The 14,860-nt window shown below is 64.7% G+C and carries 16 protein-coding genes and 1 pseudogene; 11 read left to right on the forward strand and 6 right to left on the reverse strand.

All coding sequences use genetic code 11. The features are described from left to right. Positions 1–201: 201 nt before the first annotated feature. Positions 202–816, reverse strand: coding sequence for a tyrosine-type recombinase/integrase (locus ACP7AG_RS06055; RefSeq protein ID WP_426030158.1), 615 nt, complete (start codon positions 814–816; stop codon positions 202–204). A gap of 311 nt (positions 817–1,127) precedes the next feature. Between ACP7AG_RS06055 and ACP7AG_RS06060 the strand changes: the two genes are divergently transcribed. Continuing rightward, the gene (locus ACP7AG_RS06060) at positions 1,128–1,904 is read left to right on the forward strand and encodes an alpha/beta fold hydrolase (RefSeq protein WP_426030159.1); all 777 of its coding nucleotides are present in this window, start codon (positions 1,128–1,130) and stop codon (positions 1,902–1,904) included. A gap of 130 nt (positions 1,905–2,034) precedes the next feature. Here ACP7AG_RS06060 and ACP7AG_RS06065 read toward each other — a convergent pair. Beyond that, positions 2,035–2,178, reverse strand: a pseudogene (locus ACP7AG_RS06065) (hypothetical protein); the annotation flags it as partial. Between the two features lie 17 nt (positions 2,179–2,195). Between ACP7AG_RS06065 and ACP7AG_RS06070 the strand changes: the two are divergent. The 8 genes from ACP7AG_RS06070 (at position 2,196) to ACP7AG_RS06105 (ending at position 9,860) form a co-directional block, all read left to right on the forward strand. Then, positions 2,196–2,381, forward strand: coding sequence for a helix-turn-helix transcriptional regulator (locus tag ACP7AG_RS06070; RefSeq protein ID WP_426030160.1), 186 nt, complete (start codon positions 2,196–2,198; stop codon positions 2,379–2,381). Positions 2,382–2,575: 194 nt separating this feature from the next. Further along, complete coding sequence (locus tag ACP7AG_RS06075) at positions 2,576–4,408, forward strand: copper resistance system multicopper oxidase (RefSeq protein ID WP_426030161.1); 1,833 nt, start codon at positions 2,576–2,578, stop codon at positions 4,406–4,408. Continuing rightward, the gene (locus ACP7AG_RS06080) at positions 4,405–5,601 is read left to right on the forward strand and encodes a copper resistance protein B (RefSeq protein WP_426030162.1); all 1,197 of its coding nucleotides are present in this window, start codon (positions 4,405–4,407) and stop codon (positions 5,599–5,601) included. Before ACP7AG_RS06075 ends, ACP7AG_RS06080 begins: the two co-directional genes overlap by 4 nt. Positions 5,602–5,942: 341 nt before the next feature. After that, positions 5,943–6,554 carry a c-type cytochrome gene (locus ACP7AG_RS06085; RefSeq protein WP_426014974.1) on the forward strand — a complete coding sequence of 204 codons (612 nt, stop codon included), beginning with the start codon at positions 5,943–5,945 and terminating at the stop codon, positions 6,552–6,554. Positions 6,555–6,694: 140 nt separating this feature from the next. Continuing rightward, on the forward strand, positions 6,695–7,063 hold the full coding sequence (gene copC / locus ACP7AG_RS06090) for a copper homeostasis periplasmic binding protein CopC (RefSeq protein ID WP_426030163.1): 369 nt from the start codon (positions 6,695–6,697) through the stop codon (positions 7,061–7,063). Between the two features lie 4 nt (positions 7,064–7,067). After that, positions 7,068–7,985: a copper homeostasis membrane protein CopD gene (gene copD, locus ACP7AG_RS06095; RefSeq protein ID WP_426014978.1), complete on the forward strand. Its 918-nt coding sequence runs from the start codon at positions 7,068–7,070 to the stop codon at positions 7,983–7,985. A 119-nt stretch (positions 7,986–8,104) separates the two neighbouring features. Next, on the forward strand, positions 8,105–9,205 hold the full coding sequence (locus ACP7AG_RS06100; RefSeq protein WP_426030164.1) for an acyltransferase family protein: 1,101 nt from the start codon (positions 8,105–8,107) through the stop codon (positions 9,203–9,205). A 187-nt stretch (positions 9,206–9,392) separates the two neighbouring features. Continuing rightward, positions 9,393–9,860, forward strand: coding sequence for a hypothetical protein (locus tag ACP7AG_RS06105; protein WP_426030165.1), 468 nt, complete (start codon positions 9,393–9,395; stop codon positions 9,858–9,860). 39 nt (positions 9,861–9,899) lie between these two features. On the opposite strand, the gene ACP7AG_RS06110 is transcribed toward ACP7AG_RS06105, so the two are convergent. Then, positions 9,900–10,097 (reverse strand): heavy-metal-associated domain-containing protein, encoded by a 198-nt coding sequence (locus ACP7AG_RS06110; protein ID WP_426030166.1) that lies wholly within the window; start codon positions 10,095–10,097, stop codon positions 9,900–9,902. 172 nt (positions 10,098–10,269) lie between these two features. On the opposite strand from ACP7AG_RS06110, the gene ACP7AG_RS06115 reads away from it, so the two are divergent. After that, on the forward strand, positions 10,270–10,611 hold the full coding sequence (locus ACP7AG_RS06115; RefSeq protein WP_426014984.1) for a copper-binding protein: 342 nt from the start codon (positions 10,270–10,272) through the stop codon (positions 10,609–10,611). Between the two features lie 90 nt (positions 10,612–10,701). Here the strand turns inward: ACP7AG_RS06115 and ACP7AG_RS06120 are convergent, their stop codons facing one another. Genes ACP7AG_RS06120 through ACP7AG_RS06130 form a run of 3 tightly spaced genes read right to left on the reverse strand, consistent with a single transcriptional unit; the run spans position 10,702 to position 13,981 of the window. Continuing rightward, positions 10,702–11,067 carry a hypothetical protein gene (locus tag ACP7AG_RS06120; protein ID WP_426030167.1) on the reverse strand — a complete coding sequence of 122 codons (366 nt, stop codon included), beginning with the start codon at positions 11,065–11,067 and terminating at the stop codon, positions 10,702–10,704. Continuing rightward, positions 11,064–11,495, reverse strand: a complete 432-nt coding sequence (gene cueR / locus ACP7AG_RS06125; protein ID WP_426014987.1) for a Cu(I)-responsive transcriptional regulator — start codon at positions 11,493–11,495, stop codon at positions 11,064–11,066. Before cueR ends, ACP7AG_RS06120 begins: the two co-directional genes overlap by 4 nt. Further along, on the reverse strand, positions 11,492–13,981 hold the full coding sequence (locus ACP7AG_RS06130) for a heavy metal translocating P-type ATPase (protein ID WP_426030168.1): 2,490 nt from the start codon (positions 13,979–13,981) through the stop codon (positions 11,492–11,494). The genes cueR and ACP7AG_RS06130 overlap by 4 nt, the downstream gene beginning before the upstream one ends. Positions 13,982–14,305: 324 nt before the next feature. On the opposite strand from ACP7AG_RS06130, the gene ACP7AG_RS06135 reads away from it, so the two are divergent. Next, positions 14,306–14,698, forward strand: coding sequence for a DUF305 domain-containing protein (locus ACP7AG_RS06135; RefSeq protein ID WP_426030170.1), 393 nt, complete (start codon positions 14,306–14,308; stop codon positions 14,696–14,698). The last annotated feature ends 162 nt before the right edge of the window (positions 14,699–14,860 follow it).

The raw sequence follows: 14,860 nt of genomic DNA on the forward strand, positions 1-14,860 counted from the left end.
CCGCTCCCGCAGATCCAAGGAATAACCACTCATGATGATCCACCTCCTGACCTAGGTGAATCATTATTCGCGCCCCCGGGGAATCCCTCGCGATTCACCTTTGGAGCGCGATGCTCTAGGCAGCGCTCCGCAGTGGTCAGAGCAACAGCCCCACGCACCCACGAACCTCATCCAAGCCGTGAAGGGACGTCAGAGGTCTATCTACTCTGACATCTCTAGCGCATCGTCCACCTCGATCCCAAGATAACGCACGGTACTTTCGAGCTTTCGATGGCCAAGCAGCAGTTGGCAAGCTCTGAGGTTTCCTGTCTTCTTGTAAATCAGCGCCACCTTGGTTCTGCGCAGGCTATGCGTGACGTAGGCGCAGGGCTCGAGGTCGATCACCGCCACCCAGTGATTTACAAGCCGAGCATATTGGCGGGTCGTGATGTGCTCGCCAGGCCGGGACCGGCTTGGAAAGAGCCAGTCGTCAGCTCGGCGACCGCGGCGCTGCAGCCAGGTGGCCAGAGAGTCTCGCGTCGGCTCGGTGATCTCGAACGGCACCGGCTGGCCCGCCTTCTGCTGGATGACCGTGGCGCGTGCGCGCAGCGAACCACCTGGGACCACATCGCAAATCCGCAGCTTGACCAGATCGCATCCGCGAAGCTTCGCATCGACCGCACAGTTGAATAGCGTAAGGTCACGAACACGCCCCGTGGTCTTCAATTGCTGCCTGATCCCCCAAACGTGCTTGGGCTGAAAAGGCGGCCTGGGGCCGATGAGCTTGCGATGGTTCCAAGGTTGCTTGGGCGAAAGAAAAAGGTCGAGCTGGGCCATGTCACGCCTCCAGCGCGCCAACGTCCCTCCTCTAAATTCTACACTCGTTTTCCGCGTTCAGTCAGCAGCGAAAGCTGTTACGCAAAAGTATTGCTGGTCACGGCCACGAGGCCTCCGGCAGTTGGAAGACGCTGTAGCGCTTTCGCCTCGCGAGAGGTGTGACATGATTAAACGTGTCCGGCTCACCTCAAAATCGAGGCGTGAAAACTCGGTTAGAAACACAGCGCCAAGAGAGGCCTATAGTTTCGCACATTTACTCAGAAGCCAGCGTGTTATGTTGAACCGCCGCAACCACGCGACGTTGTGTCAGCATGGCTTTGCATTTCGAGCGCATGGGCGTTGGCCCTCCCCTGCTGATGGTCCACGGCCTTGGCGGAAGCATACGGTCGTGGGACACCATCGCGCCGACGCTCAGCCTTTCGCGCGAGTTGATCCTGATCGACATGCCCGGACATGGTGAGTCGCCGCCGGTCCCGGGACGGCAAACCATGTCCGCCTTTGCCGACGCCCTGACAGACTTCATCGACCGTGAAAGACTTGGCGCGGTGGATCTGGTCGGCAGTTCTGTAGGCGCCCGCCTGGTCCTGGAGCTCTCGCGTCGGGGCGTCGGTCGCCACTGCGTCGCCTTGGACCCGGGCGGATTCTGGCGAGGCTGGGAGACGCGGTTCTTCCAGACCACCATCTTGGCATCTATTCGGCTTGTGCGAGGGCTCCAACCGGTGATGCCGTTCCTTTCGCGCCATTCTGGCACGCGGACACTCCTGCTGGCGCAGCTATCCGACCGACCGTGGGCGCTCGCGCCCGAGATCGTCCTGACTGAGATGCGGACCTTCGCCGCCACCCGGGTTTTCGACGAGGTGGTGCACGAGTTGGCAAGCGGCCCGTTACAAGCTGGAACGGCTTTCACGCCCGGACGCGTGACCATCGGCTGGGGCCGTCAGGATCGTCTTCTCCTACCCCGACAGGCCCACCGCGCTCAGGCCGCTTTCCCGAACGCCAAGCTGCACTTGTTTGACAGGTGCGGCCATTTTCCGCACTGGGATCAGCCCGAAGAAACAGCTCGGATCATAGTTCAGACCACTGACTAGAGCATTTCCCGACCTGACTGCGTCAGGCCGTGAGCTTTAATCTTCTGTCTTGACGCATTTTTCTTCACGCGAACCGAAACCACTTCGCTCGAAAAATGCTGCAATTGGCGGTCGGTATGAGGGTGCCTTCCATGATGCGCCTGCGCCGGGTCGCGTTGGTCTGGCGCTCGAGCATGTCCAAGCCGCCCGAGATCACCATCAGCAGGTTGTTGAAGTCATGCGCGACGCCGCCCGTCAACTGGTCGATCGCCTCGATCTTCTGGGCTTGTCGAAGCGTCTCATCAGACCGGTATGTCGCGCCACTTCAAATTTCCCCGCCGGTTTTCGCTGACCCGCCGCTGCGTCGTTTGGGATCTTGGCGAGATCGAAGCCTGGCTGGCGCAGCGCAAGCACGCCGCCCAAGACCCGTCGGCCAACCCCGCCGAAGGTCCCGATGTCCGGATCCGGCGGACGCGGCCGGTGCGGCGGCCTCGATAGGCGATCCTGCCCTCGTCCCGAGCGCCAAGTCGAACGATATTCGGCGTCGGCCCAGCGCCGCGCTGTCTCACGCGTTGTGCAATGAGACAAAAATTGGTCGGGGCGCCGAGGGCTAAGACAACCTCGGCACGTATTGCTCAGGACGAGATTGCTCTTGCAGCGTCTTGATCACCAGTCGTGCAGGATCGTGAACGATGAAGCAGTTTGACCGCCGGCAGCTCCTGCGGGGCGTAGCCGTCATCGGCGGAGGCTTGGCGACGGCCAGCCTCCTCCCGACCTGGGCGCAGAGCGCGACGCCGGGCCTGGTCTCGACCCTGCCCACGGTGTCCGGGCAGGACATCAAACTGACCATCGGCCATTCCGAGGTAACGATCGATGGCAAGATGAGCCACGCGGTGACCATCAACGGCACGGTGCCCGGGCCCCTGATCCGCCTGAAGGAAGGCCAGACCGTCCGGCTCTCGGTGACCAACACCCTGGACGAGGAGACCTCGATCCACTGGCACGGGCTGCTCGTGCCGTTCCAGATGGACGGCGTGCCGGGGGTCAGCTTCCCCGGCATTCCGCCTGGCGAAACCTTCGTCTACCAATTCCCGGTCAAACAGTCGGGCACTTACTGGTATCATAGCCATTCGGGCTTGCAGGAGGCCGAGGGCCACTACGGACCGCTCGTCATCGAGCCGGCCGAGCCCGATCCGATAGCCTATGATCGGGAGCATGTGATCGTGCTCTCCGATTTCGGCTTCATGCACCCCCACCTGATCTTCAAGCGCATGAAGCAGCAGGCCGGGGTGTTCAACTACCAGAAACAGACCCTCGCCAGCTTGATGGCGGGCAAGGACCAGACGCTCCGGGAACGGATGGACTGGGGCAAGATGCGGATGGACCCCACCGATATCTCCGACGTCACCGGCGCGGTCATGACCTTCCTGGTCAACGGCCATGGCCCGGCCGACAACTGGACCGGCCTGTTTACGCCGGGCGAGCGCGTGCGCCTGCGGTTCATCAACACCGCCGCCCAGATGATGTTCAACGTGCGGATTCCGGGGTTGAAGCTAACCGTGGTGGCGGCCGACGGCCAGACCGTGAAACCGGTCGAAGTCGACGAGTTCCAGATCGGCAACGCCGAGACCTACGACGTCATCGTCCAACCCACCGAAAACAAGGCCTTCACCTTGGTGGCCGAGGCGGTCGACCGCTCCGGCATGGCGCGCGCCACCCTGGCCCCACGGGCGGGCATGGTCGCGCCCGTTCCTCTGCTGCGCGAGCGGCCGCTGGCCACGATGAAGGACATGGGCATGGACATGGGAAACATGGACATGGGCGGCATGGACATGAGCCGCCCAGGCGCGATGCAGGGCATGGATCACGCCGCCATGGGTCACGACATGGCGGCCATGAGCCCGCCGCCTGGCATGGCCGCGCCCAAACCGCGCGGCTCGGACGCCATGGGCGACATGGGCGGCATGAAGATGTCGATGCGCGACGGCGCCAATGCGCCGCAGATCAAGCTGGGCCCAGGGGTTCAGACGATCGCGCCAATGCCGATGGATCGCACCGGGGAGCCGGGCCAGGGCCTGGAAAGCGTCGGCCATCGGGTGTTGGTTTATAAGGATCTCATCGCCCTGACGCCAAACTCGGACGTGCGCGCGCCAACCCGCGCCCTGGAAATCCGGCTGACCGGCAATATGGAACGCTTCATGTGGGGGTTCGATGGCCAGAAGTTCAGCGAAACCACCAAGCCCTACGCCTTCGAAAAGGGCGAACGGGTCAGGGTGACGCTGGTCAATGACACCATGATGGCCCACCCCATTCACCTGCACGGCCACTTCTTCGAACTGACCCACGCGCCGGTCGGCTTTGGCCCTCGAAAGCACACGGTCATCGTGCTGCCTGGAGGCAAGGTGTCCTGGGACTTCACCGCCGATCCGGGCGACTGGGCATTCCACTGCCACATGCTCTACCACATGCACGCGGGCATGTTTCAGGTGTTCAGCGTGCGGCCTCTCGAAGGAGCCGCAGCATGAAGCCCGCCGCTTTGATCAGTCTTTTGCCGTTGATGCTGGGCGCGCCCGTCCTGGCCCAAACCATGGACCATTCGATGATGCCGGGCATGCAGATGCCCGCGCCCTCGGCTAAGCCTGCAGCCAAGAACCCGCCAGCCACGAAGCCAGCCGTCAAGAAGAAAGCCGCCCGCAAGAAGGCGGCGGCGAAACCGATGACGGCCAACCCCGCCGCCAAGCCCGCCACGGACGTGATGGCAACGCCGTCGACGGCTAGCAGCGCAGCCGTGGACCCGCACGCAGGCCACGATATGGGCGCGATGACCATGCCCGCCACCTCGGCCGGCCAGGACCTGGGCGCGATGCCGATGCCCGCAACCTCCGTCGACCCGCATGCGGGTCACGACATGGGCTCAATGGCCATGCCGGGGATGAGCAAGGACCAGGCCACGGGCTCGATGACTGACATGGGCGAAATTCCCGACACACCGGCGCCGCCCGCGCCCACCGACCATGCAGCCGACAAGGTTTTCGATCGCGCCGGCATGGCCAGGGCGCGCGCGCAGTTGCGCAAGGAACACGGCGGCGGCGTCACCTCCATGGTGATGGCCAACATCGCTGAATGGGCGCCGCGATCGGGCGGGGACAGCTACCGCTGGGAGGGCGAAGCCTGGTTCGGGGGCGACATCAACCGCCTGACGTTCAAATCGGAAGGTGAAGGCGTCAGTGGCGATGGGTTGGACCGCGCCGAGCTTCAAGCCCTGTATTCGCGCAGCGTCGGGCCGTACTTCAATCTCCAGGCCGGCGTACGCCATGATTTCGAGCCCAGGCCTTCGCGGACCTATGCGACGATCGGTTTCGAAGGCCTTGCGCCCTATTGGTTCGAGGTCAGCGGCGCGGCGTTCCTGTCCAACAAAGGCGACATCTCGGCGCGTTTCGAAGGCTATTACGATCAGCGCCTAACCCAGCGCCTGATCCTCCAGCCGCGCGCCGAACTTAATCTCGCCGCTTCGAACGATCGAGCGACGGGCGTCGGCTCTGGCTTGTCGGACGTCGAGCTTGGCCTGCGCCTGCGATACGAGATCCGTCGCGAGTTCGCGCCCTACATCGGCGTCACCTATGACCGCAAGTTCGGCAAGACCGCCGACTACGCGCGCGCCGGCGGCGAGGATGTCGAAGACGTCCGTCTGGTGCTCGGCCTCCGCGCCTGGTTCTAGGGTTACCTCAAGGCCTCGTGGATTGGAGATTCCAATGAAACATTCCAGGTCGCTCTTGGCTGCGGCTTTGCTTCTCGCGGCCAGCGCACCGAGAGCAGCATGACCGGGACCTGTAACGGCAAGCCGGTGGACAGGCTGCCGGCTGAAACCATGGTGCTTCGGCATGGCCCCGGGGGACGGAAGATCGTTGACATCCATTGGTCCTCGCACGCCGCCAAGCCGAAATAGTTGGAAGCCGTCTCAGTGACGCCGAGGGATGGCCGGCAGCGGGCGCGTAGACGTACCGAGGATCAAATTCAAGATTGACGTCTTGGGCGTCGATCGGTTTGGGGCACTAAACAATGACCGAGAAAAAGCCTCTCGATTTCAAGCGGCACTTTCCGAGCCTGCCCTTTGTCGCGGTGGTGGCGCTGCTGGTCGGCGGGATCGTTGGGGCGGGTCTCTATGCCGGACTCTACAACATCGGCGCTGACATTCCGCACGCCAAGCCGACCTATTGGATGATCCAGAACCTTCGCGATCGCTCCATCGCCGTGCGCGCCGGAAACATCCAGGTCCCGGTCGATCTCAACGATCCCAAACGCATCGCCATCGGCGCGGGCCTCTACACCGGGATGTGCAGCGGCTGCCATCTGGGACCAGGGCTGGAAAAGACCGAGATCAGCCAGGGCCTCTACCCGCAAGCGCCCGAACTCTTCCGCACCTTGGGTCACACCCCGGCTCAGGAGTTCTGGATGATCAAGCATGGGGTGAAGATGACCGCCATGCCGGCCTGGGGCCGCACGCACAGCGACGATCTGATGTGGGACATGGTGGCCTTCGTGCGGCAACTGCCCTCGATGTCTCCCGAGCAGTACCAGGCGGCCATCAAGAGCGCTCCGGAAGATCACGACGCGATGATGCGTGACATGCCTGGGATGGCGAACATGCCGATGCCGGCCGAAAAGCCATAGGTAAAGGGGCGACGCGCGGCTTCGCCCGCCGTGGCTAGCCGATTTTGCGTTCGAGAATTCTCGCGCCGCGGCGAGGGCTTCGACGACAGCGGCGCGTATCATCAGCAGCGACCGGGGCGTCGCTTCCCGGAGAACTCGTCATGACCACCAAGACCACCTCGGACCTGCTAGCGACCATCGCCGCCAGCGCCATGCTCCTGGGCGCATCCCAGTCGCTCGCCCACGCCAAGCTGGTGACCGCCAATCCCGCGCCGAACGCCACGGTCGCCGCCCCAAAGGCGCTGAACCTGAAGTTCAACGAGAAGCTGGAGCCGAAATTCTCCGGCTTCGAGGTCGCCAACGCCGCCGGCGCCGCTGTCTCCGTCAAAACCAAGGTCGCAGCGGACGGCAGGGGCCTGGACGGCGCCTTGGCCGGCCCTTTGGCGCCTGGCGCCTATAAGGTCACCTGGCACGCGGTCACGGCCGATGCGCACCGCATGAACGGCGCCTACACCTTCACGGTGCGCTAGAACCATGATCGAACTGGCCGTCGTTCTGTCGCGTCTGGTCCAGTACATCGGAGCGGCGGTTCTGTTCGGATCGCCGCTCTTTTGTCTCTATGGCCTGGCCAGCGGAGGGCTCGCGGGGACCTGGCAGCGGCGCCTGGCCCTGTTCGGCGGCGTGATCGTGGTGGTCGGATCGGCTCTGGCGCTGCTGGCCCAGACCGCGATGATGGCCGGAAGCGCGGCCGACGCCTTCGTCCCAGCCACCCTGACCATGGTCGCCACCGGCACGCAATTTGGCCTGTCGCTGGTAGTCCGCCTGGCCGCAGGTCTTGTCGCGGTCATCGTCGTCGTGACCACTCGGCCTTCACCGCCGCTCTGGTGGGCGGCTTCGGGCCTGGGCGCCGTCGCCCTTGGCAGTTTCGCCTGGAGCGGACATGGCGCCGACGGCGCCGGGGTCATTGGCGCCTTCAAGCTTCTCGCCGACATTGTTCACCTGTTGGCGGCCGGCCTCTGGCTTGGCGCCCTGGCGGCGCTGGCCGCCCTGGTCTTTGGCGCGCGGGCGACGACCGAGGCGCAGCTGCGTCAATTGCACCAAGCGCTTGAGGGGTTTTCCGGCGTTGGCTCCCTGGTGGTCGCCCTGCTGGTGCTGACCGGCTTGGTCAATGTCTGGTTTCTCGTCGGACCGAGCCGATTTGGCTCAGCGGCCTCGACGGTTTGGGGCGAGGCGCTCGTAGCCAAGATCGTCGTGTTCGGCTTGATGCTCAGCTTGGCCGCGCTCAACCGTTTCATGCTGACGCCGCGACTGCGGCGGGACATGGCGAGCGGCAGGACGAGTTCCGCGCTCGCCGCCCTGCAGCGCAGCCTGGCGCTGGAGTCCGCCGCAGGATTCACCGTGCTGGCGCTGGTGAGCTGGCTGGGTACGCTGGTCCCGCCCGCCGCGCTGTAGAAACCTTCCCATGATGGATAAGGTCTTGAAACCGAAGGCGATTTGCGAGCCGTTAGGATATCGCGCGCTAGTCTTTCGACGATCATCGGCCTTGGGCCGCGACACCGGGCGATAAGACCATGCCGCTGAACCTCAAATCCCTCACCAGTCTTAGGTTCTTCGCCGCCATGTGGGTTGTGGCCTATCATTTCTGGCCCAACCTTGGCTTGCCCATGCCCGCCGTGATCGCCAAGGGCTATCTGGGCGTGGAGCTGTTCTTCGTGCTCTCCGGGTTCATCCTTTGCCACGTCTATCTGGAGGGCTTTGGCCAAGGCCGGTTTAACTACCGCGCGTTCCTCTGGGCCCGCTTGGCGCGGATCTATCCGGTTCACCTGGCGGTGCTGCTGGGCTTGATGCTGCTGATCGCGGCGGCCGCTCTGGTCGGGATTTCGGCCGGCGATAAAATGCTTGTCTGGTCCTCCCTGCCGGCCCAACTGACCCTCACCCAGGCTTGGGGCTTGTCGCCCCTGGGCGGTTGGAACCATCCCTCCTGGTCAATCTCGGCTGAATGGTTCGCCTATCTGACCTTCCCGATCTTCGCTTTCGTAGCCTGGCGTTTGGTCAATCGCCCAAGGATGGCCCTGGTCTTGGCGCTGGGCCTGGTCGTCGCGCTCAATATCGGTTTCCAGCACGCCGCTGGCTTCTCCCTGACGCAGGCGACCATCCTGTGGGGCGCCTTGCGGATCGTGCCGTGCTTCGCGCTCGGCTGCGCCGTCTGGCTGTCCTGGCGCGCCGATCTGATCGGCGGCAAGGTCGCGGGTCTGGGCCTTGCCCTCATGGCACTGGTCGGCGTTGTGGCCGCAGCGCTTCTGCACGCCCCCGACTATGTCGCGGTGGCGCTGTTTGGCGCCCTGATCTTGGGCCTCGCGGCGATCTCCACCTCAGGGTCGTCCTTACTGGCCCAGCCCCTGCTGGTCTATCTCGGCGAGGTCAGCTTCGCGGTCTACATGGTCTGCATCCCGTGGGAGTCGGTGTTCACCCAGGGCCTGGGCAAGGTCTTGGCCCTAGAGGCGAAACACATGCCCATCACCCTGTGGCTGGCTCTCTATATCGGGGTCATTCCCGTGGCCATGGTGCTGCACCACGCTGTCGAGCGGCCGATGCGCACGTTGATGCGCCGCCATGGTCCGCCGTTTGGCCGCGTCGAGGCCGCGCCGGCCCCCGCACCGGCCAATGCCTGATGACGCCGATCCGCGATCAGCCTGGTTCGTTAGGGTGAGCCGCAGTGATCTGTAGCCTGCGCAAAGCGAAACCCCTTGCGTTGTAGGCTCGACATGAACAGCGGCTGACGGCCGCTCTCATCCCACGCTCAGGGGCAGGTGATCTACTGGTGACGCGCTTTAAGGCGTTTCAGCAATGGATAGGTAGATGAAAAAGCTCTTTGGTGTTCTGCTGATGGCAGCCGCAATCGGCGCTGTCTCCAGTCCCGCCCTGGCCCACCCCGACGACGATGACAACGACAACGACAACGACGCTTACAGCCAGTATCTTGGCGGCTACCAGAACTTCGACGCCCTCTATCGGCATGACATCGAAGGCATACAACACAGCTTGAGCGACGGCTCCTATAGCCGAAGCGAGGCCCGCGATTTCGTCGTGCAACTGCGCGGCATCCGCCAACGCGAAGCCTATTTCCGCTCCCGAGACGGCTGGCTGAGCCCTCAGGAGGGTCGCGACATCCAGTTACGCTTAAAACGCTTGCACGAGGTGATGCACGAGGCTCACGAGGACGGCCATATCGCGCAAGACGATTGGAACGAGAACGGTTCGGCGTATCGCCGCTACAATGGCTACGATCAAGGCAGTGGCTATGGTGGCTACTATCGTCGGCACTAAGCCCGGCGGTGGGCGGACCGACGGGTCCGCCCACCGGCCCTAGACCGGCGTCAACCGGTAACCCGCCGCCGCGACGGCGGCGCGGATGGCCTCGGAGCTCGCGTTGGTGTCGATCTCCAAGCCTTGGCCTGGCACGTCGGCGCGAACGACCGCGCCGGCGTCAACCCCCTGGACGGCTTTGGTGACGGTCGTGACGCAATGGCCGCAGGTCATGTTTTCGATGGTGTAGCGAAGCATTTGACTCTTCCTTGTTCGACTTCGCTGCAACAGATGGGGCTTCCCATCATGGCAAGGTCAAGGGGCCGCAAGCGGGAAATCACGGCTGAGGGATTGGCCTGGGCTGGCGCGTATCTTCGTGGCGCAGGACGGCCCTCCCCCGGCCGATCCGCTCCGCCAGGAGAAAAAATCAATGAAGATCTTCCTCGCCGCCGGCGCCTTGGCCCTGGCGCTCACGGGGCCTGCCCTGGCTCAAGCCGATATGAAAATGGGCGAGATGGCGGGTATGAAGCATGACGCTCCCGTCGCGGCCAAGACGGCCGATGGCCAAGGGGTAATCAAGGGCATCGACGCGGCTGGCGGCACGGTCACCCTGCAGCACCAGCCGATCCCGGCGCTGAAGTGGCCAGCCATGACCATGAAGTTCAAGGCCGCTCCCGCCCTTCTGAAGCCCTTCAAGGTCGGTCAGGCGGTCACGTTCAAGCTCAAGCCGATGGGCGCTTCGGCCGAAGTCGTGGCGATGTCTGCAAAGTAAGCTTCAAACCCGTGCGGCCGCTCATCATCGCGGCGGGCGAACGGGTCCGTTGACCTTCGCCGGCGACGAGGTCCGCGCGGGATCGACGACCTAGAGGTTGACGATTGCGGCCTTGGTCGGTTCACCGGCGGGCAGAAGGGTGAAGGCCAGGACCCAGTCGCCGGTGGTGGGCAAATCGGCTCTAAATCGCAGCAAGCCATAATCGAGCGACGGCTTGAAAAAGGCCGGAAGCCGCGCCGCGGCGCGCCCCGAGGCGGGGCTTAAGGTGGCGTTGCGCGCCGAGAGCGAGGGCATGATGCGTCCCGGCTCTACGGGGCTGACCTTCACCAGAATAGTTGTCGCCACCCAGCGAGCCGGGCTCGGCGAAGCGGCCTTGAACCTGTAGTCGGCGGCCTGGACGGCGAGCGGCGCCGCGATCAGACAAACGCCCAACTGCAACACCGGCCGCCACCTCATCGAAAGCCCCGCGCCGGGGCCGGCTCGCGTCGGGGCGGTTGGCCGGAGCCAAGGTCGGCCAGGATCGGGCAGTCGGGCCGCTCGTCGCCCGCGCAGTCGCGCGACAACGCGCGCAATGTGTCGGCCATGGCCTGCATCTCCACGATCTTGGCCTCCAGGGTCTGGACATGCCCGTCCGCGATCGCTTTGACCTCGCGGCTGGGACGGACGCGGTCGCGCCACAGCGACAGCAGATGGGCGATCTCCTCGACCGAAAACCCGAGCGAACGCGCCCGACGGATAAACCGCAGCTCATTGACCTCGCGCTCGCTGAAGCTGCGATAGTTGCTGTCTGTGCGGCCAGCCGGCGTGATCAGTTTGATCTGCTCATAGTAGCGGATCATCTTGGCCGAGACCCCAGACGCCTTGGCCGCCTGCCCGATGTTCATGGGTGGGACATCCTTGGCTTGGCTGCGGGCAGAGGCGAGGTGAAGGCGCGCAGGCGCAGGGCGTTGAACAGCACGCTGACGCTGGACAAGGCCATCGCGCCGGCCGCCACCATCGGCGAGAGCGACAGGCCAAGGGCGGGCGCCAGCGCCCCCGCCGCCACCGGGATCAGGATCACATTGTAGCCAAAGGCCCAGACCAGATTCTGGCGGATGTTGCGCATGGTCGCGCGGCTGAGCGCCAGGGCGTTGACGACGCCGCGCAGGTCCCCGCCCATCAGCACGACGTCGGCGCTCTCGATGGCGATGTCGGTCCCTTGCCCCATGGCCAGGCCGACGTCGGCGCTGGCCAGGGCCGGCGCGTCGTTGACGCCATCGCCGACGAACGCCGTCGGGCCATACCGAGCGCGCAAGGCGGCGATCGCTTCGATCTTGCCCTGAGGCAGCACTTCGGCCACCACCTCGTCGATTCCCAGGATCCTGGCGACCGCGTCGGCGGTCCGCCGGTTGTCGCCGGTGATCATCGCCACCTTCAGGCCTTGGGCGTGCAGGGCGGCGATGGCGGCGGGCGCGGTGTCGCGAATGGGATCGGCCACCGCCAGGACCGCCGCCAGGCGCCCGTCGATCGCTACATAGAGCGGGCTCTCGCCGGCGTCGCCCAAACGGGCGGCTTCCTCGGCGAAGGGCTCGACGTCCAGCGCCAGGCGCAGCATGTAGCGATCCGCGCCGACCTCGACGCGGCGCCCCGCCACGATCCCTTGCGCGCCGAACCCCGGCGTCGAGGCAAAGTCACGCAACGCGCCAGGCGACACCCCTTCTGCCTTGGCCGCGCTGACGATGGCCTGAGCGATCGGATGCTCCGAGCGCGCCTCAACCGCCGCGGCCAGGCTCAAAACCTCGCCGCGGTCAAATCCGTCCGCGACGATCAGGTCGGTCAGTTCCGGACGCCCCTTGGTCAAGGTCCCGGTCTTGTCGAGCGCCACGACCTTCGCCTCCTGCAGGGCCTGCAGGGCTTCGCCACGGCGGAACAGGACGCCCAGTTCGGCGGCCCTGCCGGTCCCGACCATGATCGAGGTCGGCGTGGCCAGGCCCATGGCGCACGGACAGGCGATGATCAGCACCGCCACCGCATGGACCAGCGCCAGGCCCAGGGCGGGCGGTGAGCCGAACGCCAGCCAGGCCAGGAAGGTCGCGACGGCCACGGCGATGACTGCGGGCACGAACCAGGCCGTGATCTTATCGACGAGGGCCTGGATCGGGAGTTTGGAGCCCTGCGCGGCCTGCACCATGCGCACGATCTGGGCCAGCAGGGTGTCGCCGCCGACCTTGGTGGCCTTGAACTGCAAGGCGCCGGTGGTGTTCACCGTGCCGCCGACCACGCTCGCGCCGACCGTCTTTTCCACTGGGATCGGCTCGCCGGTAATCATCGCCTCATCGACGAACGAGATGCCTTCCTCGACGATCCCATCGACGGGGATCCGCTCGCCGGGACGGATCAGCACCAGGTCGCCGGGGACGACCTCGCCGATCGCGATCTCGACCGCCTGCCCGTCGCGTTCGACCCGCGCGGTCTTGGCTTGCAGGGTCATCAATCGCTTGATGGCCTGGCTCGTCGCGCCCTTGGCCCGGGCTTCGAACCAGCGCCCCACCAGGATCAAGGTGACGATGACGGCCGCGGCCTCGTAATAGACGCCGTCCGTGCCGGCCGGCAGCGCGCCGGGCGCGAAGGTGGCGACCAGCGAATAGGCGAAGGCGGCGCTCGCGCCGAGCACGACCAGGCTGTTCATGTCGGGTGTCAGGCGCAGCAGATTTGGAACGCCCTTGCGATAGAAGCGCAGGCCAGGCCCGAACAGGACGACGCCGGCCAGCACCAGGCTGATGAGCCTCCAGGCCTGTTCACCCAGCGTCGCGGCCAACAGATGGTGGGCCCCGGGAATGAAGTGACGGGCCATCTCGACCAGGAAGAGCGGCGAGGTGGTCACGGCGGCGATCACGACCGCAAGCTTGAGGTAGGCGACCTCCGCCCCGCGCGCCTGGGCCTCCTCGTCGACGGCGTCGGCGCCGGCTTCTTGCGCCAGGCTTGCCGCGTACCCCGCCTCGGCGACCGCTCTGATCAGCGCGTCGGGATCAAGCGTTCCGCGCGCGCCGCTGACGCTGGCTCGCTCGGTGGCCAGATTGACCACGGCGCGCTCGACGCCAGCGACCTTGAGCATGGCTTTTTCGACACGCGAGACGCAGGACGCGCAGGTCATGCCGTCGATGCGAAGTTCGATCGTCTGCGGGGCGAGATCATAACCGGCCTGGCGGATCGCCGCGCCGATTGCGAGGGGATCGCCGCCTTCGACATGGACGCGTTGCGTCGCGAGATTGACGGTGGCGGCGCGCACGCCCGGCGTCGCCAAGACCGCCTGTTCGACCCGACGCACGCACGACGCGCAGGTCATTCCGAGCACGGGCAGGTCGAGTGTCTTGAGAATTTGGTCGGGCATCGGCGTTCTCCTCCTGTCGATGCCCGGCCTTTTGCGGCTTCCCATCATGGCAAGGTCAAGGCTTTGTCGGCGGTCTCGTCGGAAAATACGCGCGGACCCAAGCCTTCCCCTCATCGGAAGGTTTTCGCCTGACACAGAGACATTTCGCGAAACAAATGATGAGTCACGTCAATTTTCAAGCCGTCATCGTTACAATGATTGGAACGCTGCTTGACCACACACCAATACGAAAGACGCAACGAATACGCGTGACTGCTGTTCTAGTCGGGCGACGAGCGTCACTTCTGGCGCGCAAGGTCGTCAACAATCTGAAGGGCAATAGAGATGCGCAAGATTTTGATCGCGGTGTGCGCGGTGACCCTGTTGAGCGCCGCCGGCGTCACGGGCGCTTCGGCTCAGTCCATGACCGGGCACGACATGAAGGGCATGGACATGTCCAAGAGCGACATGAACGGCCACGCCCAGATGGGCCGTGACGCCCTGAAGATGGACGAGATGCGAATGAGCAAGGCGATGATGGCGGCTAAGGCCTCCGACTTCGACGTGCTGTGGGCAAGGAAGATGATCGCACACCACCAAGGGGCCATCGATATGAGCCAATCGCTGCTCAAGCACGGCGGCGACGCAGACGCCAAACGCCTGGCGCAGATGACGATCGACGAGAACACCAAAGCCAAAGCCGATCTGGAGGCCTTTATTCGCAAGCACGGCGGCTAGAGCATTTCCCGACCTGACTGCGTCAGGCCGTGAGCTCTAATCTTCTGTTTTGACGCATTTTTCTTCTCGCGAACCGAAACCACTTCGCTCGAAAAACGCTCTAGCGCCGCAGCTGGCGAAAACCGGCGTCGACGCGCTTGGCGTCGCGCGTCGTTTTCGCGC

This window comes from Caulobacter sp. DWP3-1-3b2, assembly GCF_049896325.1.
Lineage (GTDB): Bacteria > Pseudomonadota > Alphaproteobacteria > Caulobacterales > Caulobacteraceae > Caulobacter.